A 20685-nucleotide genomic window follows, 5' to 3' on the forward strand; every position below is an offset into this window, starting at 1 on the left:
CTGTGCGACGGCGCGCGATTATGCCTGAACTCAGGCCTCGACGCCGATCATGCTACGGATTTTGTTGGCCAACAGGTCAATGGAAAAAGGCTTGGCGACCATGTCCATACCGTCCTCCAGGAACCCCTGGCGCTCGGCGGCTTTCTCGGCATAACCGGTCATGAACAGCACGCGCAGGCCTGGGCGATGCTGGCGGGCGATTTCCGCCAGTTGCCGGCCGTTCATGCCGGGCAAGCCAACGTCGGTCACCAGCAAGTCCACACGCAAATCCGACTCCAGCAACGGCAGCGCTGCCCGCGCATCCGCCGCCTGGTGCGCGGTGTAGCCCAGTTCGTCGAGCACATTGACCACCAGCATGCGCACCGCCGGGTCGTCCTCGACCACCACCACCGCTTCACCGGCCAGGGCCACGGGCGCTTCGGTCAGGCTGGCGGGCAGGCTGCTTTCCAGCGCCGTGCCATACAAACGCGGCAGGTACAGGCGCACGCAGGTGCCCTGGCCCGGTTCGCTCTGGATGGTCACATGGCCGCCGGATTGCTGGGCAAAGCCGTAGATCATCGACAACCCAAGGCCAGTGCCTTGGCCGATGGGCTTGGTGGTAAAGAACGGGTCGAACGCCTTGGCGAGGATTTTCGGCGCCATGCCGCTGCCGTTGTCGCTCACGCCAAGCATCACATAGTCGCCGGCCTTGACCGGTTCCAGGGTGGTGATGTCGGTGCCGTCCAGGTAACTGTTGGCGGTTTCGATCAGCAGCTCGCCGCCGTCGGGCATGGCGTCGCGGGCGTTGATCACCAGATTGAGCAGGGCGTTTTCCAATTGGCTGGCGTCGGTGTTCACCGGCCAGATGTCCTTGCCCAGTTGTACCTTGAGTTCGATATGCGCGCCCTTGGTGCGCCGGAACAGGTCTTCCAGGGACGCCACCAGTTGGTTGGGGTCGGTGGGGCGACGGTCCAGTGACTGGCGCCGCGAGAACGCCAGCAGCCGGTGGGTGAGGGCGGCGGCACGGTGGGCGGAGGACACGGCAGCATCGGCAAAACGGCCGATATCGTCGCTGCGCCCGTCGGCAATATAGCGCTGCATCAGGTCCAGGCTGCCGATGATGCCGGTGAGCATATTGTTGAAGTCATGGGCGATACCGCCGGTGAGCTGGCCGACCGCTTCCATCTTCTGCGCATGGCGCAGGGCATCTTCTGCACGTTCGCGCTCGAACATCTCGTTCTGCAGGCGCTGGTTGGCCTCGGCCAGCGCCTGGGTGCGCTGGGCCACGCGTTCTTCAAGGTTCTCGTTGAGGTGGCGCAGGGCTTCTTCGGTGAGCTTGCGTTCGGTCTCGTCGATCACAAAGATGTAAAAACCATTCACCGAGCCGTCACTGCTAAAGCGCGGCAGGTACTTCATCAGCGCATGGCGGGGGCGGCCATCGCGATGAGGCGTCACCGTCATGAAGCTGCACGCCTTGCCCTTGAGCGCGGCGGCGATCTTGTCTGCGCGCCCGGCATACACCTCGTCGCCGAGCACTTCGCGGATGGTCTTGCCGTACAGCTCCTGGGGCGTCTTGCCATACCACTCGAGGTAAGCGCTGTTGTTGAGGCGAAAACGCTGTTCGTGGTCAACGTAGCCGATCAACACCGGCATGGCGTTGATGATCAGTTGCAGCTCGGTCTGGCTCTGGCGCAAGGCCTGTTCGGTGTTTTTGCGCTCGGTGAGGTCCAGCGCGGCGCCGAGGAACCGCGCCGGCCGGCCCTGTTGGTCCTTGTAGCAGCGGCCACGGGCGAACACCCAGCGCACCTGGCCATCGGCCTGTTGCAGGCGGTATTCCTCGGCGTACTCGGTGCCATGGGTGATGCAATGCTTGATGCTGCGCGTCACCGTGCCCCGGTCTTCGGGATGCACGCCGTGCAGGTAGGCGCTGATGGGCAGCAGGCTTGAATCGTTGGGGTCGACGCCATGCAGGTAGGCGAAATGGGCGTCGGCGATGAAACGGTCTTCACCGATATCCCAGTCCCAGGTACCCACCGCGTCGGTGGCCGCCAACGCGAGTTGCAGGCGTTGCTCGGTGTTGTGCTGGGCCTTGAGGCTTGCTTCGGAACGCTGTTGCAGTTCGAGGGTTTTGCTGCGCCGCTCATTGGTTTCAATGGCCGTGACCAGGATGCCGGCCACCCGGCAGCTTTCGTCGCGCACCGGGCTGTAGGTCAGGTCCAGCCAGATTTCGGTATCGCAGCCCTGGCGGTGCAGCACAAAGCGTTGCTCGCTGAAGGTACGCACCTGGCCGCCGAGCACGGCGTCGTAGACCGGCGCGGCGAAGCTTTCAAGCTCTGGCCAGGTGTGGTGCGCCGGCTGGCCCAAGGCGCCGGGGTGCTTGCTACCAATCAGGTGTGCAAAGCCATCGTTATAGAGTTGCGTGAGGTGCGGGCCCCACAGCAGTACCATCGGCATGGGCGAATGCACGACGATATCGACGGCAGTGCGCAGGCTTTGCGGCCACTCACTGGCCTCACCGAGGGGGCTTTGCGCCCAGTCCAGCCGCTTGATCAACGCAGCGGCTTCGCTACCGGTGGATGTTCCATTCATAAAAAGCCCTGAGCATGACGCTTTGAAAAATGACAACACCCATTGTCCCAAGGAAAGACAACGGGTGACTACCCCGGAAAAATAGCATGCCTTGAGGGTTTTTCTTCAAAACGCTGCATCAGCGCTGAAACCTTTCATCTAATAAGCCAGCTCAGCTCTGTCGCGAAATTGCTCCAGTGCCTGGGGGTTGGCCAGGGCATCTGTGTTTTTCACCGGCTCACCATGCACCACGTTGCGCACCGCCAATTCGACGATTTTGCCGCTGATGGTGCGGGGGATATCCGTGACAGCGAGGATCTTGGTCGGCACATGGCGCGGTGTGGTGTTGGCGCGAATCACCTGGCGGATCTGCTGTTGCAGCGCTTCGTCCAGTTCAATTCCATCATCCAGGCGCACAAACAGCACCACGCGCACGTCGTCCTGCCAACGCTGACCGATGGCGAGGCTTTCCAGCACCTGCGGGACCTTTTCCACTTGGCGATAAATCTCGGCGGTGCCAATGCGCACGCCGCCGGGGTTGAGCACCGCATCGGAACGCCCGTGGATCAACAGGCTGCCGTTGGCGCGTTGCTCGGCATAGTCACCCTGGGCCCATACACCGGGGAACTGACTGAAATACGAAGCGCGCAGTTTCTGCTGCTGCGGGTCGTTCCACAACCCGATGGGCATGGCAGGGAAATGCCGGGTGCACACCAGTTCGCCTTTCTCTCCGATCAGGGGCCGGCCCTGGTCGTCCCACACTTCGATGGCCATGGCCAGGCTCTTGCATTGCATCTCACCGCGCCGCACCGGCAGGACCGGGTTGCCGATCACAAAGCAGGAGACAATGTCGGTGCCACCAGACATCGACGACAGGCACAGCTCAGCCTTGATCTCGCGGTACACATAGTCGTAACTCTGGGGCGACAGCGGCGAGCCGGTCGAAATCAAGCCCTTGAGGCTGCCCAGATCGTGGCTCAGGCGCGGCTGCAACCCGGACTTTTCCAGGGTGGCGAGGAATTTGGGGCTGGTGCCGAACACGCTGATTTTTTCCGCATCGATCAGGTCGATCAAGCGTTCGGGGCCGGGGTGGAACGGTGAGCCGTCGTACAGCACCGCGGTGGCGCCGATCGCCAGCACCGACACCAGCCAGTTCCACATCATCCAGCCGCAGGTGGTGTAGTAGAACAGGCAGTCCTCGCGGTTCAGGTCGGCATGCAGGCCGTGCTCCTTGAGGTGCGTCAGCAATACGCCGCCAGTGCCGTGGATGATGCACTTGGGGATGCCGGTGGTGCCGCTGGAATAAAGGATATACAGCGGGTGATCGAACGGCACCGCGACAAATTCCGGTTCGCCGCCGGCTTGATAGAAGTCGTCCCACAGCGCGACGTGGGCGTGGGTGGTGTAGTCCCCAGCCTGCGCTTCGGGCTTGGCGTAAGGCACGATGATCAGCTGTTGCAGGGAGGGCAGGCGTTCAAGGATTTCATTGAGCTTGGCGCTCTGGTCGATGTGCTTGCCGGCATAGCGGTAGCCTGCGCAGGTGATCAGCACCTTGGGCTCGATCTGGCCGAAACGGTCGATGACGCCCTGGGTGCCGAAGTCTGGCGAGGAGCACGACCAGATCGCACCGAGGCTGGTGGTGGCGAGCATGCCAACCAGGGTTTGCCAGGTGTTGGGCATACACGCGGCCACCCGGTCACCTATGCCGACCCCGGCCGCCCGCAGGCTTTTTTGCAGGCCGGCAACCTGTTCCGCCAGTTGCGCATAGCTCAATTGTTCACGTTGGCCGTCTTCGCTGACAGCCACCACCGCAGGATGATCGTCACGGCGGCGCAACAGGTGTTCGGCGAAGTTCAGGGTGGCGCCGGGAAACCATTGGGCGCTGGGCATCTCGATGTCTTCGATCAGCGTGACGCTGGGCGGGCTGCGAAACTGCACGTCGAAGAACGCGACAATCGCCTGCCAGAAGTCCGGGCGCTGGTCGATGCTCCATTGGTGCAGGGCAGGGTAGTCGTGGAGCTGCACGCCGTGGCGCTGGTTGATGAAGCGGCGGAACTGATCCATGCGCGTGTTGGCGATGCGTTCCGGGGAGGGTTGCCAGAGGATGTCGGACATAAGCTGCCTCTTGTTAAAATTGTGGGAGCTGGCTTGCCTGCGATAGCGGTGTATCAGTGATAGATCGGGTAACTGACCCAATGCTATCGCAGGCAAGCCAGCTCCCACATTAGATAGGCTGCGTTTGAGTTACTGGGCCAGCCAGCCACCATCGATGTTCCAGGCCGCGCCGCGCACCTGTGCACCGGCTTCACTGCACAAGAACAGCACCAGCTCCCCGAGCTGCGACGGCGTCACAAACTCCAGCGACGGCTGTTTCTCTGCCAACAGATCCTGCTGCGCCTGCTGGGGGTCTACCCCAGTAGCCACGCGATCATCAATCTGCTTCTGCACCAGCGGCGTCAGCACCCAGCCCGGGCAGATGGCGTTGCAGGTGACATTGCTGGTGGCGGTTTCCAGGCCCACCACCTTGGTGAGGCCGATCACCCCATGTTTGGCCGCCACATACGCCGCCTTGCCCACTGAGCCGACTTGCCCATGCACCGAGGCGATATTGACGATGCGCCCCCAGCCCTTGGCCTTCATGCCCGGCAAGCTCAGGCGTGTGCTGTGGAACACCGAGGACAGGTTGATGGCGATGATCGAATCCCAGCGCTCCACAGGGAAGTCTTCTACCGCTGCCACATGCTGGATACCGGCATTGTTGACCAGGATGTCCACGCCACCGAACTCGCGCTCGGCGTAGGCGAGCATGTCGGCGATTTGCGCGGGGTCGCTGACGTCGGCCGGGTGATGCCCGACCTTGCCGCCAAACGCCTGCACCTGGGCGATCACCGCGCTGGCGTCGCCAAAGCCGTTGAGAATCAGGTTGGCGCCGGCCTTGGCCAGGCTCAGGGCAATCCCTAAGCCGATGCCGCTGGTGGAGCCGGTGACCAGGGCGGTCTTGCCATTCAAAGTTGTCATGAAAACCTCACACAATGCCGGTGGCGTAGAAAGTGCCGATCACCACGAACACCGCAAGGGTCTTGATGATCGTGATGCCAAAAATGTCCTTGTAGGCTTCGCGGTGGGTCAACCCGGTGACCGCCAGCAGGGTGATCACCGCGCCGTTGTGGGGCAGGGTGTCCATGCCGCCGCTGGCCATGGCCGCGACTCGGTGCAGCACCTCAAGGGGGATATTGGCCGCGTGGGCGGCTGCAATAAAGCTCTCGGACATCGCGGCGAGGGCGATGCTCATGCCGCCCGAAGCGGAGCCGGTGATACCGGCCAGCAAGGTCACGGTGATCGCTTCGTTGACCAGCGGGTTGGGGATGCCCTTGAGCCAGTCCGCCAGTACCAGAAAGCCTGGCAGCGAGGCGATCACGGCGCCAAATCCATATTCCGACGCGGTGTTCATCGCCGCAAGCAATGCACCGCTTACCGCGCTTTTACTGCCTTCGGCCAGCTTGCTCTTGATCGCCGAGAAGCCGAACACCAGCACCACGATAATCCCCACCAGCAACGCCGCCTGCACCGCCCAGATCGCGGTGAGCTTGGCGATTTCGGTGGTCACCGGCGCGCTCATGCCCGGCAAGCTGAGGCTGTGGGTCTTGCCGTACCACTGCGGGATCCAGTGGGTGAACAACAGGTTCATCACCCCCACCAGGATCAGCGGCGACAACGCGAGCCACGGGTTGGGCAAGCTCAGGTTGTCGGCGGTTTCGGGCTCATTGCGCAACTCGGTGCCATAACCTTCACCCGCGCGCTGTGCCTTGTTGCGCTGGCGTGCGAGGTAGAGCATGCCGGCGCAAAACACGAAGATCGTGCCGATCAGCCCCAGCCACGGCGCTGCCCAGGCGGTGGTGTTGAAGAAGGTGCTGGGGATGATGTTCTGGATCTGCGGCGTACCGGGCAGGGCGTCCATGGTGAACGAGAAGGCGCCGAGGGCGATGGTCGCCGGGATCAGGCGCTTGGGGATATTGCTCTGGCGGAACATCTCGGCGGCAAACGGGTACACCGCAAACACCACCACGAACAGCGACACGCCACCGTAGGTGAGCAGGGCGCAGACCAGCACGATCACCAGCATCGCCTGGCGCGTGCCGAGCAATCGGATCGCAGCGGCCACGATCGAGCGCGAAAACCCCGACAGCTCAATGAGCTTGCCGAACACCGCACCGAGCAGGAATACCGGGAAATACAGCTTGATAAAACCGACCATTTTTTCCATGAACACCCCGGTAAAGGCGGGTGCGACGGCGGATGGGTCGGTGAGCAGCACCGCGCCAAGGGCGGCGATGGGGGCGAACAGGATAACGCTATAGCCACGGTAGGCGGCCAGCATCAGCAGCGCGAGCGCGGCCAGGGCAATGATCACACTCATGGTGTGTCTCCATCGGATTGTTATTGTTGTGGGGTGAGGCTTTGGGAGGGAGCTAAAGCGAGATGTGTGCCAGATTTTTAAGTTGTTGATATATATGAATTTATTTACTTTTTAACGACGGTTTTCCAGAAGGCAGTCTCAAACGAGAGACGAGTGGAGATCCCTTGTGGGAGCTGGCTTGCCTGCGATAGCGCTGTAACAGTGCCATATTCCCTAGCTGAACCAACACTATCGCAGGCAAGCCAGCTCCCACACAGGATTGTCTCCATAGTGGGAATGTAGTCTCTTTAATGAGGCTGGGTTATTCCAAGCGCCAGCATTTTTTTATACAACGTCGACCGCCCAAGCCCCAACCGCTTGGCCGCCTCTACCACATTCCCTTCACACGCCGTGAGCGCGGCTGCGATCACCTGCCGATCAAACCGTTCCCGTGCCGCACTGAATGTCTCTTCCTCCATCGACACCAGCGCACGGCGTTCAACCGGCGTAAAAGTGCCAATCGCTGTGCGTATCTCCTCGGCATTCAACACCAAGTCATCGCTGAGCAACGCCGCCCGCTCCAGCACATTGCGCAGCTCGCGGATATTGCCCGGCCAGGCATGTTGGGCCAACAGCGCCAGGGCATCGCGGTCCAGTTCGTGCTGGCTGCGCAACTCCTCAAGAATCGCCTCGCTCAGCGCCGGAATATCCTCCAGCCGTTCACGCAGCGGCGGCACTTGGATCGGCAGCACGTTGAGGCGGTAATACAGATCGGCGCGAAACTCGCCACGCTTGATCGCCGCTTCCAAGTCCATGGACGTCGCGGCAATCACCCGCACATCGCTGTGCAGCATCTCGTTGGAGCCCACCGGTTCGAATTCCTTTTCCTGCAACACCCGCAGCAATTTGCTTTGCAGTGGCAGCGGCATGTCGCCGATTTCATCGAGAAACAACGTGCCGCCCTGGGCAATCTGGAACTTGCCGGGGCGACCCTTGCGGTCGGCACCGGTAAAGGCGCCGGGTGCGGTGCCGAAGAATTCGGCTTCAAGCAGGTCATGGGGGATCGCCGCGCTGTTGATGCTCACAAAGGCTTTGTGCGCCCGGGGCGATGCGCCGTGAATGGCCTGGGCCAGCAGTTCCTTGCCGGTGCCGGTTTCCCCGAGCAGCAATACCGGCGACTCGGCACTCGCACTGCGCCGCGCCCGGCGCTTGACCTCAAGGCTGGCGGCGCTGGTGCCGATAAAGTGCGCAAAATTGTATTTGCTTTGCCGCGAACGCAGCAGCGAGCGCGTGGAGGCCAGCTCCTGCTGCATGCTCAGGTAGCGCTCGATCAACGGCGACAGGTTGCGCAGTTCATCGAACAGCGCAAAGCCAATCGCGCCGATCACCGCCCCGGCCTCGTCGTGGATTGGCAGGCGCATCACTACCAGCGGGCCCTTGGGGGTGTCCTGGATGTCCAGCAGGATCGGCCGGTCATTGCGCACCACCTGGCGCAGCAGGCTGTTGGAAATCACCTGCTCGCAAGGCTGGCCGATGGCTTGGTCGGCGTTCTGGAGGCCAAAACGCTTGGCGTAACGCTCGTTCATCCACACGATATTCGCATCGCGGTCGACGATAACCGTGCCCTCGCTGGACTGCTCGATGATCTCGAACAGCGACTGGATGGCCAGGCCGCGAACCTGTTGGTAGTCCTTGAGGCTAGTGCTCATGGAGGCAAAATCCTGTTAATCATCACAAGGGGATGTGCGCTGCTGCCAGCAGTTCTTTGGTGTAGGGGTGTTGGGGCGATTCGAACACATCATGGCTCGCGCCACGCTCCACCACCTTGCCATCCTTGACCACGATCATGTCATGGGCCATGGCGCGCACCACCGCCAGGTCATGGCTGATAAACAGGTAGGTCAGGCCGTATTTGTCCTGCAGTTCGCGCAGCAGCGCCACCACTTGTTTCTGCACTGTACGGTCGAGGGCCGAGGTGGGTTCGTCGAGCAACATCAGCGCTGGCTTGAGTACCAGGGCGCGGGCAATGGCGATGCGTTGGCGCTGGCCACCGGAAAACTCATGGGGGTAGCGATGCCGGCTGGCGGGGTCCAGGCCCACGTCCTTGAGTACCTGGATGACTTGCGCGTCACGCTCGGCCAGGCTGCACGGCGCGTGCACTTCCAGGCCCTCGCTGATGATCTGCTGCACCGACATGCGCGGGCTGAGGCTGCCATAGGGGTCTTGGAACACCACCTGCATCTGCTTGCGCCATGGGCGCATCTGCTGATGGTTGAGGAGGTCGAGGGCCTCACCCTGAAAGCGAATGCTGCCGCTGGAGTCGAGCAAGCGCAGGATCGCCTGGCCCAGGGTGGACTTGCCGGAACCGGACTCGCCGACAATCCCCAGGGTTTTGCCGCGCTGTACGCTGAGGCTGATGCCGTCTACCGCGCGCAGGTAGGTTTTGGCCCGGAACAGCCCACCTCCCAGGGGAAACTGCACGCTCAGGTCATCCACTTCCAGTACCGTCTCACGGGGCTCGCTGCACAGCACATCGCCCGAGGGCTCGGCGTCCAGCAGCAGGCGGCTGTAGGGATGCTGCGGTGCGGTGAACAGGGCCTGGCAGTCGGCTTGCTCGACGATTTCCCCGGCACGCATCACGCAGACCCGCTGGGCGATACTGCGCACCAGGTTGAGGTCATGGCTGATCAGCAGCAGCGACATGCCCAAACGTTGCTGCAAAGATTTAAGCAGCAGCAGGATCTTGCGCTGCACCGTCACGTCCAGCGCCGTGGTGGGCTCGTCGGCAATCAGCAGTTCGGGCTCGCAGGCCAGGGCCATGGCGATCATCACCCGCTGGCGCTGGCCGCCGGACAATTGATGGGGGTAGGCCTTGAGCCGCTCCTGGGGTTTCTGGATGCCCACCAGTTCCAGCAGTTCGAGGATGCGCGCCTGCGCCGCCTTGCCGCCCAGGCCCTTGTGCAGCAGCAGGGTTTCGCCGATCTGCTTTTCGATGCTGTGCAGCGGGTTCAGGGAGGTCATCGGCTCCTGGAAGATCATGGCAATGCGGTTACCGCGCAATTTTTGCAAGGTACTCGGTGAGGCGCCGATCAGTTCCTGGCCGCGATACTTGATGGAGCCCAGTGTTTCGGTGCCGGCTTGCGGCAGCAGTTGCAGGATAGAGTGGGCCGTCACCGACTTGCCCGAGCCCGACTCGCCCACCAGCGCCAGGCACTCGCCAGGGCGCACGTCCAGGCTCAGGTTGCGCACGACGGTCTGGCCGTTGAAGGCGACGCACAGGTCGCGGATTTCGATCAGGTTCATACGCAGTCACTCATGAGCGGGGGTCGAAGGCATCACGCAGTGCCTCGCCGATAAACACCAGCAACGACAGAATCAGCGCCAAGGTGAAAAACGCCGTCAAGCCCAGCCACGGCGCTTGCAAGTTCTGCTTGCCCTGGCCGATCAGTTCGCCCAGGGACGCGCTGCCGGCGGGCATGCCGAAGCCAAGGAAATCCAGGGCGCTCAAGGTGGATATCGCCCCGGTCAAAATGAACGGCAAATAGCTCAGGGTCGCGGTCATGGCGTTGGGCAGGATATGCCGACGAATGATCTTGCCGTCGCCCAGACCCAGGGCGCGTGCGGCCTTGACGTATTCCAGGTTGCGCCCGCGCAGGAACTCGGCGCGCACCACGTCCACCAGGGCCAACCAGGAAAACAGCGCCATGATCCCCAGCAACCACCAGAAGTTCGGCTCCACAAACCCCGACAGGATAATCAGCAGGTACAGCACCGGCAGGCCAGACCACACCTCGAGGATGCGCTGGCCGAGCAAGTCCACCCAGCCGCCGTAGTACCCCTGCAGCGCCCCGGCGGCAATGCCAATGACCGCGCTGATGGCGGTCAGGGCCAGGGCAAACAGGATCGACACTCGTGCACCGAAGATCACCCGCGCCAACACATCGCGGGACTGGTCATCGGTGCCCAGCCAGTTTACCGCCGACGGCGGGCTCGGGGCAGGGCGGGTGAGTTCATAGTTGGGTGTGTCATCGCTGAACGGAATCGGCGGGAACAGCATCCAGCCGCCATCCTGCTTGATGAGCTTTTGCACGTAGTCACTGCGGTAGTCCGCCTGGAACGGCAACTGCCCACCGAACTGCTGCTCGGTGTAGCGCTTGAACACCGGAAAATACAGCTCGTTCTTGAAACTGAGCACCAGCGGCTTGTCATTGGCGATCAACTCGCCGCCCAAGGTCAGGATAAACAGGCCGATAAACAGCCACAGCGACCACCAGCCACGGCGGTTTTTCTTGAAACGTTCGAAACGCCGACGCGCTACGGGAGACAGGTTGAGCATCAGGCGTTCCTCGCGGCGAAGTCGATACGCGGGTCCACCAGGGTGTAGCAGAGGTCACCGATGAGTTTTATCAAGAGGCCGAACAGGGTGAAGATAAACAGCGAGCCGAACACCACCGGGTAGTCGCGGGACACGGCTGCCTCGTAGCTCATGCGGCCCAGCCCATCGAGGGAGAAGATCACCTCGATCAGCAGCGAACCGGCAAAGAACACACTGATAAACGCCTGGGGAATCCCCGAGATCACCAGCAACATCGCATTGCGGAACACGTGACCGTACAGCACTCGGCGTTCGCTCAAACCCTTGGCGCGGGCGGTGACCACGTATTGGCGGGTAATTTCATTGAGGAACGAGTTCTTGGTCAGGATGGTCAAGGTGGCAAAGCCGCCGATCACCAGCGCCGTTACCGGCAGTACCAAGTGCCAGAAGTAGTCCGCGATTTTGCCCACGGTGCTCAGTTCGGCGAAGTTTTCCGAGACCAGCCCGCGTACCGGGAACCAGTTCAGCGAGGTACCGCCAGCGAACACCACGATCAGGAACATCGCGAACAGGAACGCCGGCATCGCGTAACCGATGACGATGGCCGTGCTGCTCCACATATCAAAGCTGCTGCCATGGCGCACGGCCTTGCGTATGCCCAGCGGGATCGACACCAGGTAGGTAATCAACGTGGCCCACAGGCCGAGGGAAATCGTGACGGGCAGCTTTTCCAGGATCAGGTCAGTCACCGTCGCGCCTCTGAAGAAACTGTTGCCGAAGTCCAACTGGGCATAGTTCTTGAGCATCAACCACAGGCGTTCCGGCGCGGATTTGTCGAAGCCGTATTGTTTCTCGATGTCCTTGATCAGCTTCGGGTCCAGGCCGCGGCTGGCTCGCGAGCCGCTGATGCCTTCGCCGGATGCGCCGGCTACACCACCGCCGCCAATGCCTTGCAGGTGAGCGATGGCTTGTTCCACCGGCCCGCCGGGCGCGGCCTGCACGATCACGAAGTTCACCAGCAGGATGATCACCAGCGTCGGGATGATCAGCAGCAGGCGCCGTACGATATAGGCAAACATCAGTGGGCCTCTCCGCGTTTTTTCAATTCAGCCTGCATTTGTTCGTTCGTCAGCGGGGTGGGGCTGACTTCCCACCAGGTTTCCAGGGCTTCGTCGTTCTTCGCCTCGATGGCCGGGCGCCCGAAACGGTTCCACCATGCGGCGGAGGTGCCCGGTGGGTAATAGTTGGGGATCCACAGGTAATTCCATTGCAGTACGCGGTCCAGGGCGTGGGCATAGGTGAGCATCTTCGCCTGGGTGTCAGCCTTGACCAGGCCATGGATCAGCGTATCGACGGCCGGGTCCTTGAGCACGATGTAGTTGTTGGCGCCCGAATCGAACGCGGCGGCAGAGCCGAAATAGTTGTACAGCTCCATGCCGGGCGAGGTGGTGACCGGGAAACCCGTGACGATCATGTCGTAGTCGCGGGCCATCAGTCGGTTGACGTATTGCGAGGAGTCGATGCGGCGGATATTCAGGGTGATGCCGATCTGTGCCAGGTTGCGTTTGTAGGGCAGCAACAGGCGTTCGAGGCCGTTCTGGACGTTGAGGAAGGTGAATTCCAGTGGCTCGCCCTGGGCATTGACGAGTTTGTCGCCCACAGGTTTCCAGCCGGCGTCTTCCAGCAGGGCCAAGGCTTGCAGTTGTTTGTCGCGGATCATGCCACTGCCATCGGTGACCGGGGCCTTGAACACCTGGGTAAACACCTCGTCGGGAATCTGCCCGCGCAGGGGTTCGAGGGTCGCCAGTTCTTCCGGGGTGGGCAACTGGCTGGCGGCCAGCGGGCTATTGGAGAAATAGCTCTGCTGGCGGATGTACAAGTTGCGCATCATCTGCCGGTTGGCCCATTCAAAATCCCACAGCATCGCCAGGGCCTGGCGCACGCGGCGATCCTTGAATATCGGTTTTTGCACGTTGAACACATAGCCCTGGGCCGGCTGCGGCATCTCCTTGGCCAGGTGCGCGCGCTGCAGGCGGCCGTCGTCCAGGGCCGGGCCGTTGTAGCCGATGGAGTAACCGGTGGCGGAGAATTCACGGTTGAAATCATAGGCGCCGCCGCGTAGCACTTGGCGTGCTACTTCGGTGTCGCCGAAGTACTCCAGGCTCAGGTGATCGAAGTTGTACAGGCCGCGGCTGACCGGCAAGTCCTTGCCCCACCAGTCGGGGTCACGGGTGAAGGTGATGGTGCTGCCGGAGTCGATCTTGCTGACCTTGTAGGGGCCGCTGCCCAGTGGCGCTTCGTAGCCGCCGCCGTTGGCAAAGTCGCGGGTCTTCCACCAGTGCTCGGGGAACACCGGCAAGGTGGCGATATCCAGGGGCAGGGTACGGTTTTCGTTGCTGGAAAAGTCAAAGCGCACCTGGCGCTCACCTTCGACCTCGACGTGCTTCACGTCGGCAAATAGCGTGCGAAAGCGCAGGCTGCCTTGGGTCATCAGCACGTCAAAGCTGTAGCGCACGTCTTGCGCGGTGATGGGCTTGCCATCGGCAAAGCGCGCCTTGGGGTTCAGGTAGAAGCGCAGTGACAGGCCATCGTCGGCGCGCTCCATCTTTTGCGCCACCAGGCCGTAGACGGTGTAAGGCTCATCCAGCGAGCGCAACGCCAAGGGCGCATACACCCAGCCGTCGACCTGGGAAACGCCGATGCCTTTGTCGATATACGGCAGCACATGGTCAAACCGCCCCACCTCCAGCGCGGAACGCCGCAGGCTGCCGCCCTTGGGAGCGTTGGGGTTGGCATAGTCGAAATGGCTGAAGCCTTCGGCGTATTTGGCGGGCTCGCCGTACACCGTCAGGTAGGTTTGCGGGGCTGCGATCACCGCAGTGCTGGCCATTAGCAAGGCCAGGGTGGAACAGAGCAGAGATGAAAAAGCCAATCGCATTATCAGCCTTGAGCGCCGGGTAAGAGTCATAAGGATTTGTACGCTAACGGCCTGGGCATCGCCAGTCATCAGATGCACAACGGCCCACCAAAGGGCGGGCCGTTGTTTATAGCATCAGCGCGGATTGAATCAATCCTGGCGGCTGGTGACTTCCAGCAGGTGGTAGCCGAACTGAGTCTTCACCGGGCCTTGCACGGTGTTGACCGGGGCACTGAAGACCACGGTGTCGAATTCCTTGACCATCTGGCCTGGGCCGAACGAACCGAGGTCACCGCCCTGGCGGCTGGATGGGCAGCTGGAGTTGGCTTTAGCGATTTCTGCGAAATCAGCGCCGCCTTCGATTTGGGCCTTGAGTTCGTTGCACTTGTCTTCAGAGGCAACGAGGATGTGACGGGCGGTGGCTTTGGCCATGGTGAGTAACTCCTAGAGTAAAAAACGGTGAGCGTACCGGATTCAGGCGGTTATTTCTCGGCAAAGTTCCACTGGGTTTCAGCTGGCACTGTTTTCGCCGTGAGGGTTCAAGGCAGCACAAGGTAGTCGTTGCGCTGCACGATCGGTCGGTGCGCCGCTTGCACCAGGTGGATATAGTGGCCGTCCACCAGGTCGATGGGCAGGCAGTCGTCGATATCCAGCACCGCGTCGGTGTGGGCCTGGGACCAGTGGCTGAGCATCTGCTGCTTGCCTTTGCCCATGGCCTCCTGTTTGTTGCGGGCGACCACCAGCAAGTAGTGATGGGCCTCGCCAAAGCTATTGGCTTCGTAACCGCCCAGGTTGATGAAGTACAGGCGGTGTGCATCGCCGTGGGGCGCCAGGTGGCTCAGTTCAACCTTCCAGCCGTCGACGCCATCGACGGCCATCCATGAATCGATGTGTACGCCTTTGGGGCTGCCGAACCAGGCGTCGCGTAATTGCGGGTAGGTGGCTTGCAGGGTGTCCGCCACGGCGAACACCACATCGTGTACTTCGATCCTGGCCCGCGGGTGCTTGCCCCCGAGCATGACGACAAACAGCATTACCGATGATTCCTGGGGAGGGCGGCCTGACAGCCTATCTGATCACTCCCGGCAATCAAACTGTGGGAGATTCTATGGATGAGGGGCAACCCTCAACCAACGTTACCGGGGAGCAGAGCAAGAGCTGCAGGCTTGTTTGCGCAATCAATGCATCTTGCTATGGTCCATCTTGCTGTGGTCCATGCCATCCAGCCCACGCGCCGTTGCCTTCACTTCGACGGCCTGCTTTTCACCCTTGGCATCTTCTACCGTAAGGGTCAGTGGTACCTGGTCGCCTTCCTTGATCTGGCCGGTCAGGCCCATCAACATGACGTGGTAGCCGTTGGGGTCGAGCTTGACGGGTTTGCCGGCAGGCAGGGCCACCGAGCCCACCGGGCCCATGCGCATGACATCGTCCTTCATGCTCATCTCATGAATCTGCACGTCCTTGGCCACTGGCGATGCCACGCTCAACAGTTTGCTGTCGCTGTCGGCGGTGAGGGTCATGAAGGCGCCACTGGACGGTTGGCCCACTACGGAGGCGCGTACCCAGGCGTCAGTGACTTGTACCTGGGCACTGGCGTGGGCAGCGAGGCCCAGCAGGGTTAGACCGAGGGTGAGACGCTTGAGGTGTTGAACGGCAGTCATTAGCAGACCTCCATGACGGTGAGCAGGTCTTCTGCGCACTCTTGAGCGGTAAGGGATGCCTGCAAGCCAAGGCGCAGGTTGCCACGGGTGTCGAACACGAAACTGGTGGCGGTGTGGGAGAGGGTATAGGTGTCGCCGGCGGGGATCTTTTCATAAAAGATCCCGAACTCCTTGGCGGCCACGGCGATTTCTTCCGGGGTACCGTAGAGCGCTTCGAAGCTTGGGTCGAAGGCCTTGACGTAGTTGTCGAGAATTTCGGGGGTGTCGCGCTCGGGGTCCAGGGTGATGAACACCACCTGCATGATCTTGCCATCGCGGCCCATCAGCTTCTTGGCCTGGGCGGCGCGGGCCAGGGCAGTCGGGCAGACGGCCGGGCACTGGGTGAAGCCGAAGAACACCACCGGCATCAGGCCGCGGTACGAGCTCAGGGTGACGGTTTCGCCGTCGGTGTTCTTGAGCTTGAAGGTGCGGCCCATGATCTTGTCACTGAGGTCCTTGCCGTACTTGAAGTTCAGCTTGGGGCTGTAGTCACAGCCGCCCAGCAGGCTGCCCAGGCCCAATAGGCCCATGCCGGTCAGCACTTTGCGGCGGGTGAATAACGTACTCATCAACTGTGCATCCTGTGAAACGCCTGTAGGGCCGTGTAGCTGCTCCGCCAGGCTTTGAAAAGGAGTAACGAGAAGGGTGCAGAGTCTAGCAACCCTGGCCGGCGCGCGTAATCTGCGACGTTCTGCCACAGGGGCGCGTCGCATTTCGTCCTTTTATGGCTTCGGTGGTAGAGTCGCCGCCATGAAATTGCGCCACTCTGACCGCTCACTGATCGCCTGGGCCCTGTACTTCTGCATGCTGATGAACCTGTTCGCCTGCGGTTTGGGGCATGGCCAGATGATGGGGCAGCAGCTCAACGGCATCGGCGGGCTGTTCTGTTCGGTGGACGGCGGGCAGTCGCCAATTTCCGACAAAGGGTTGGCGAACCCGTCCTCCAGCAACATCTCGAACTACTTTGCCTGCCCGGTGTGCAACGCAGTTACCGTTGCCCTGGTGTTTCTGATCGGCCTGGCCTGGCTGCTCGGCCTCACCCAAGCCCCGCGTGTCGCCCATGAGCGGCGCAACAAGGCGCCTCCGCGCTATTCCTGGCCCTCGGCCAACCCCCGCGCTTCTCCCGCATCCTGACGTGTGCCTTGGGCTTCCTGTCACCAGGAGGCATTCTCTCGTCACGATTGTGAGAACACTCTATGAACCCTCAATTGCCTGCCGGCGCCGGCCGCCTGGTCAGCAAGGCGTCGCGGCGCCTGCGTGCGCAACCGGCGCTGCCTGATTACCCGAGTAATTCGCGCTGCTTCGTGCACCTGGATGCACGCCTGCTGCCTCACTGGCATACCTTGTTCGATATCTGCCCGGCGTTGCTCAAGCTCGACCCACCGGAGGGCTTGAACCTGTTTCGCGCCTTCATGACCTGGGCCTATCGCAACCAGCCGCCGCTGGACTGGACCTACCATCTGAACGTATGCCGCTGGTTGCTGAGTTCGGCGTACCGCACACAGATCGATGAGGAATCGATCGAGGCCTTCATGGCCGCCGCTGCCGCGCGCTGGGTGCTCACGGACGACAGCCAGGCGGCGGGCATTGTCCTGAGCTGGCGCGATTGGACCCTGTTCGACTGGAAGGGCCACCCTTCGATAGCCGCGCCGCGACCGGCATTGCCGCCGCCCGCCTGGGATTTTGCCTGGTGCCCGTTGGGTGCCCAAGGCGCTTTCAGCGGTTGGCTGCCGGTGCCCTGAGGCGCCGCGCCCGGTAAGCCTCACGACAGCCTCGGAAGCGCCGCACACTGCGCAGCGGGCGGAGCCCGCAGGCTGGCACCGACTTGATGACTAGGCTCTAGGCTTCTTTGGTTTCCAGGTCATCAGGTTATGTCTTCTTTGCATCACAACACGCCCACGCTGACGGTGGTCGACCCGCGAGGGTTGACCGTGCGCAGCGTGGCGTACCATCGCAATACCGCGCAGCAATCACCCAGCGCGCAGGTCACGCGGCAGGTGTTCGACGCTCGCGGTCTTTTGCAGCAACAGTGGGACCCCAGGCTGTTCGAGTTGCACGCTGCCGATCCCGACGTGCAGCCCAATCTGTCTCATCGTTATAGCTTGGGCGGGCAAGTGCTGAGCACCGACAGCGTGGATGCGGGCCGTCAGACGCGCCTGCTCGGCAGTGGCGGCCAGGTCGTGCAACAGTGGGACAGTCGAGGCACGCGCCAGCGGTTCGAATACGACCCGTTGCTGCGCCCCGTCGCGGTATTCGAGCGCGCGGAGGAAGCGGCGGTTGAACGCTGTGTCGAGCGCATGACTTACGCGGGCATGACGTCTACGGAGGCGGCGCGCAATCGCTGTGGCCGCATGATTCGTCACGATGACCCAGCAGGCACGTTGCTCGTTGAGCGCTACGACGTGCAAGGCAACATCACCGCGCAAACCCGGCGCCTGTGCACGTCGCACACCGCGCCCGACTGGCCGCTGCCCGTGAGTGAGCGGGATGCGCAGTTGCAAGCCGAGAACTTCACCACCACCTGGCAGCACGATGCGCTGGGGCAACGCCTGGAGCAGGTCGACGCGCGCGGCAATCGCCAGCAATCTCAATACGGTGTCGACGGCCAATTGACGAAAAGCGAGATCCTGTTCAAAAGCGGAGCGCGCAAGACCCTGGTGGATCAACGCAGCGTCAACGCCTCGGGCCAGGTGTTGAGCGAACGCTTGGGTAATGGCGTGCTCAGCGTTGCCGAGTATTCGGACACCGATGGACGTTTGACACGCTTGAGCGCCCACCACAAGGATTCGGCAGGCAAGCGACTGCAAGACCTCTTCTACAGCTACGACCGGGTCGGCAATGTGTTGCGCATCCGCGATGCGGCGCAGCCGACCCGCTGGGCCAGCAACGTGCAGGTGGAGGCAGTAAGCACATTCGAATACGACAGCCTGTCGCGATTGATCAAGGCCACCGGCCGTGAAAACGCGCGCAATACCGGCGCATCCGCACTGCCGGGGCGAATCACCTTCGGCGCCACAGACGACAACCTCTGGGGCAACTACACCCGCCACTATGCCTACGACTTGGCCAGTAACCTGACGCAGATGCGCCATGTGCCCAGCACCGGCAGCGGTTATACCCAACGGATGCAGGTGGGCGAACACAGCAATCACAGCGTGATTGCCCGCGAGGGCGCAAAGGCGCCGGGCCTGGGCAACGGCTTCGACCAAAGTGGCAATCTCCAGGCTCTGGCGCCTGGGCAGGCGTTGACCTGGAACGGGCGCAACCAGTTGGTTCGCGTCGCGCAGGTGCTGCGTGACAATGGCGAACATGACGATGAGGTGTATCTGTACGACGGCGCCGGCCAGCGAGTCATCAAGCGTCGCGTGGCACATGGCAAGACGCAGACTCACACCCATGAAGTGCTTTATCTGCCAGGGCTGGAGCTGCATCGCCACGGGCCGGATGGCGAGTGGTTGAACGTGGTGCTTGCTCCGGGCGGGCGCCATTCGGTCAGAGGGTTGCAGTGGGAGCAGCAGCGCCCCGAGGAGATGCAGGACGAGCAACTGCGGTTCAGCCTCGACGACCATTTGGGCAGCGGCACTCTGGAGCTGGACGAGGCAGCCGGCCTGTTGAGCCAGGAAAGTTATTACCCCTTCGGCGCAACTGCCTGGTGGGCGGCAAAAAATGCCTTGGAGGCGAACTATAAAACCCGACGTTATTCGGGCAAGGAGCGCGACGCCAGCGGGCTGTATTACTACGGCTTCAGGTACTACGCGCCGTGGTTGTTGCGGTGGATCAGCGCTGACCCGGCGGGGGATGTGGATGGGCTGAACCTGTATGCGATGGTGGGGAACAACCCCATGGGTTATGTAGACGAAGACGGTTTGCAGCGCCGCTCGATGCTGGAGGTGGTGACGGTTCTGCTCCTGGTGTTGTTGATCGGGCACGGAGTAGGGGTAGAGATAGGCTATAGGGCTGAACTGGCTTATTTCGGGCTGATTTCAGGTGTGGTGGGCGTGGCGCTTTACGCGCATCAGCGATTAAGCACCACTGACGTTCAGCGAAGAGCGTTCTATGAGCAGTCCGCAATGGCCGGCGCGCAAGAGCTGGGCCGCCGACAGGGCGCTACGGAACATGAAGTCAACGAGTTGGCGGACTTTTTCCTGGAACATCGTCTGGCTACCGCCGACACTAAAAAACTGTCCTACGGGCTGACCCCGGCAGCGCGGGGCGGTCTCTATGGGTACGTTGGGCCCACCGAGCATCGGGACCGGGCTGAAACAGCCTCACGAACGGAGCGTAACCCTAGCTTTACGCTTGCCAGGTTGGGGTTTGTAGGCATAGAACTGCGCGCCCCGGCACGCAAAGTGGGCGCCAGCCCGCTGCCAGCGGCTGGGCTGACCCACACCGAAGTACAACCGCAAACCAGGGTCACGAGCGTGGGCCGCAGAGGCTCCGCTTCTGAGGTGCCCGCCGCGCAACCGGTAAGCCCGGGACCTTCCTCCGGGCTGGTGCCTGAGCCCCTCCAGATTGACGTCACACCTATTCAGAATGAATTACATGGCCCCGGAGGTGAAATTCTCAGAAGGGTGATCGATCGGCTGGAAGACCGCACACTGGATTTTCATACCGGCCATGCCATGGCGGGTGGGCAGAATGTCCGCAGTTTTGACTTGCCGCGTTATCGCGGGCAGCGCGGTCGTGGCGCCTATCGGGTGATGATCCAGCACATCAGTGGGCTTAACTATCGGGCGGTCAGGGTGATGGACCCTCACCGCCGTTAATACGCGCAACGTCAGGCCAAGGAGCGCGGGCCGTGTAACGGCCC

Annotated in this window: 16 protein-coding genes; 3 read left to right on the forward strand and 13 right to left on the reverse strand. The window is 62.0% G+C overall.

Annotation, left to right across the window (positions count from 1 at the left end):
- Window positions 1–30: 30 nt before the first annotated feature.
- From GIV35_RS16650 to GIV35_RS16710, 13 genes are all read right to left on the reverse strand, one after another.
- Window positions 31–2568 carry a PAS domain-containing hybrid sensor histidine kinase/response regulator gene (locus GIV35_RS16650; RefSeq protein ID WP_236264758.1) on the reverse strand — a complete coding sequence of 846 codons (2538 nt, stop codon included), beginning with the start codon at window positions 2566–2568 and terminating at the stop codon, window positions 31–33.
- Window positions 2569–2706: 138 nt separating this feature from the next.
- Window positions 2707–4662 carry an acetoacetate--CoA ligase gene (locus GIV35_RS16655; protein ID WP_236264759.1) on the reverse strand — a complete coding sequence of 652 codons (1956 nt, stop codon included), beginning with the start codon at window positions 4660–4662 and terminating at the stop codon, window positions 2707–2709.
- Window positions 4663–4791: 129 nt separating this feature from the next.
- Window positions 4792–5565, reverse strand: a complete 774-nt coding sequence (locus tag GIV35_RS16660) for a 3-hydroxybutyrate dehydrogenase (RefSeq protein WP_003191811.1) — start codon at window positions 5563–5565, stop codon at window positions 4792–4794.
- Between the two features lie 7 nt (window positions 5566–5572).
- Window positions 5573–6964 (reverse strand): GntP family permease, encoded by a 1392-nt coding sequence (locus GIV35_RS16665; protein ID WP_003191810.1) that lies wholly within the window; start codon window positions 6962–6964, stop codon window positions 5573–5575.
- Between the two features lie 287 nt (window positions 6965–7251).
- On the reverse strand, window positions 7252–8652 hold the full coding sequence (locus GIV35_RS16670; RefSeq protein WP_236265559.1) for a sigma-54 interaction domain-containing protein: 1401 nt from the start codon (window positions 8650–8652) through the stop codon (window positions 7252–7254).
- Window positions 8653–8674: 22 nt separating this feature from the next.
- On the reverse strand, window positions 8675–10246 hold the full coding sequence (locus tag GIV35_RS16675) for an ABC transporter ATP-binding protein (RefSeq protein WP_213153658.1): 1572 nt from the start codon (window positions 10244–10246) through the stop codon (window positions 8675–8677).
- A gap of 10 nt (window positions 10247–10256) precedes the next feature.
- The gene (locus tag GIV35_RS16680; protein WP_032896898.1) at window positions 10257–11279 is read right to left on the reverse strand and encodes an ABC transporter permease; all 1023 of its coding nucleotides are present in this window, start codon (window positions 11277–11279) and stop codon (window positions 10257–10259) included.
- A complete protein-coding gene (locus tag GIV35_RS16685) occupies window positions 11279–12337 on the reverse strand; it encodes a microcin C ABC transporter permease YejB (protein ID WP_198715981.1) in 1059 nt (352 codons plus the stop codon). Before GIV35_RS16685 ends, GIV35_RS16680 begins: the two co-directional genes overlap by 1 nt.
- Window positions 12337–14196 (reverse strand): extracellular solute-binding protein, encoded by a 1860-nt coding sequence (locus GIV35_RS16690; RefSeq protein ID WP_236265560.1) that lies wholly within the window; start codon window positions 14194–14196, stop codon window positions 12337–12339. Before GIV35_RS16690 ends, GIV35_RS16685 begins: the two co-directional genes overlap by 1 nt.
- A 129-nt stretch (window positions 14197–14325) precedes the next feature.
- Entirely contained in the window at window positions 14326–14607 is a 282-nt protein-coding gene (locus GIV35_RS16695; RefSeq protein ID WP_034125729.1) for a peptidylprolyl isomerase, read from the reverse strand.
- A gap of 107 nt (window positions 14608–14714) precedes the next feature.
- The gene (locus GIV35_RS16700) at window positions 14715–15209 is read right to left on the reverse strand and encodes a DUF1543 domain-containing protein (protein ID WP_223023686.1); all 495 of its coding nucleotides are present in this window, start codon (window positions 15207–15209) and stop codon (window positions 14715–14717) included.
- Window positions 15210–15353: 144 nt separating this feature from the next.
- Window positions 15354–15836, reverse strand: a complete 483-nt coding sequence (locus GIV35_RS16705; RefSeq protein ID WP_236265561.1) for a copper chaperone PCu(A)C — start codon at window positions 15834–15836, stop codon at window positions 15354–15356.
- Complete coding sequence (locus GIV35_RS16710) at window positions 15836–16444, reverse strand: SCO family protein (RefSeq protein ID WP_034125726.1); 609 nt, start codon at window positions 16442–16444, stop codon at window positions 15836–15838. The genes GIV35_RS16705 and GIV35_RS16710 overlap by 1 nt, the downstream gene beginning before the upstream one ends.
- 181 nt (window positions 16445–16625) lie before the next feature.
- Between GIV35_RS16710 and GIV35_RS16715 the strand changes: the two genes are divergently transcribed.
- The 3 genes from GIV35_RS16715 to GIV35_RS16725 all read left to right on the forward strand — a co-directional run bounded on the left by GIV35_RS16715 (window position 16626) and on the right by GIV35_RS16725 (window position 20641).
- Window positions 16626–17009, forward strand: a complete 384-nt coding sequence (locus tag GIV35_RS16715) for a DUF2946 domain-containing protein (protein WP_236265563.1) — start codon at window positions 16626–16628, stop codon at window positions 17007–17009.
- Between the two features lie 62 nt (window positions 17010–17071).
- Window positions 17072–17617, forward strand: a complete 546-nt coding sequence (locus GIV35_RS16720) for a putative natural product biosynthesis protein (RefSeq protein ID WP_236265564.1) — start codon at window positions 17072–17074, stop codon at window positions 17615–17617.
- Window positions 17618–17746: 129 nt separating this feature from the next.
- Window positions 17747–20641, forward strand: a complete 2895-nt coding sequence (locus tag GIV35_RS16725; protein WP_236304249.1) for an RHS repeat-associated core domain-containing protein — start codon at window positions 17747–17749, stop codon at window positions 20639–20641.
- The last annotated feature ends 44 nt before the right edge of the window (window positions 20642–20685 follow it).

The sequence above is a fragment of the Pseudomonas sp. PA-1-6B genome, assembly GCF_021609545.1.
Lineage (GTDB): Bacteria > Pseudomonadota > Gammaproteobacteria > Pseudomonadales > Pseudomonadaceae > Aquipseudomonas > Aquipseudomonas fluorescens_BV.

Excerpts from the sequence above, each read along its gene's own strand:
- GIV35_RS16650 (WP_236264758.1), bottom strand. The coding sequence starts at position 2,568 with ATGAATGGAACATCCACCGGTAGCGAAGCCGCTGCGTTGATCAAGCGG.
- GIV35_RS16655 (WP_236264759.1), bottom strand. The coding sequence starts at position 4,662 with ATGTCCGACATCCTCTGGCAACCCTCCCCGGAACGCATCGCCAACACG.
- GIV35_RS16660 (WP_003191811.1), bottom strand. The coding sequence starts at position 5,565 with ATGACAACTTTGAATGGCAAGACCGCCCTGGTCACCGGCTCCACCAGC.
- GIV35_RS16665 (WP_003191810.1), bottom strand. The coding sequence starts at position 6,964 with ATGAGTGTGATCATTGCCCTGGCCGCGCTCGCGCTGCTGATGCTGGCC.
- GIV35_RS16670 (WP_236265559.1), bottom strand. The coding sequence starts at position 8,652 with ATGAGCACTAGCCTCAAGGACTACCAACAGGTTCGCGGCCTGGCCATC.
- GIV35_RS16675 (WP_213153658.1), bottom strand. The coding sequence starts at position 10,246 with ATGAACCTGATCGAAATCCGCGACCTGTGCGTCGCCTTCAACGGCCAG.
- GIV35_RS16680 (WP_032896898.1), bottom strand. The coding sequence starts at position 11,279 with ATGCTCAACCTGTCTCCCGTAGCGCGTCGGCGTTTCGAACGTTTCAAG.
- GIV35_RS16685 (WP_198715981.1), bottom strand. The coding sequence starts at position 12,337 with ATGTTTGCCTATATCGTACGGCGCCTGCTGCTGATCATCCCGACGCTG.
- GIV35_RS16690 (WP_236265560.1), bottom strand. The coding sequence starts at position 14,196 with ATGCGATTGGCTTTTTCATCTCTGCTCTGTTCCACCCTGGCCTTGCTA.
- GIV35_RS16695 (WP_034125729.1), bottom strand. The coding sequence starts at position 14,607 with ATGGCCAAAGCCACCGCCCGTCACATCCTCGTTGCCTCTGAAGACAAG.
- GIV35_RS16700 (WP_223023686.1), bottom strand. The coding sequence starts at position 15,209 with ATGCTGTTTGTCGTCATGCTCGGGGGCAAGCACCCGCGGGCCAGGATC.
- GIV35_RS16705 (WP_236265561.1), bottom strand. The coding sequence starts at position 15,836 with ATGACTGCCGTTCAACACCTCAAGCGTCTCACCCTCGGTCTAACCCTG.
- GIV35_RS16710 (WP_034125726.1), bottom strand. The coding sequence starts at position 16,444 with ATGAGTACGTTATTCACCCGCCGCAAAGTGCTGACCGGCATGGGCCTA.
- GIV35_RS16715 (WP_236265563.1), top strand. The coding sequence starts at position 16,626 with ATGAAATTGCGCCACTCTGACCGCTCACTGATCGCCTGGGCCCTGTAC.
- GIV35_RS16720 (WP_236265564.1), top strand. The coding sequence starts at position 17,072 with ATGAACCCTCAATTGCCTGCCGGCGCCGGCCGCCTGGTCAGCAAGGCG.
- GIV35_RS16725 (WP_236304249.1), top strand. The coding sequence starts at position 17,747 with ATGTCTTCTTTGCATCACAACACGCCCACGCTGACGGTGGTCGACCCG.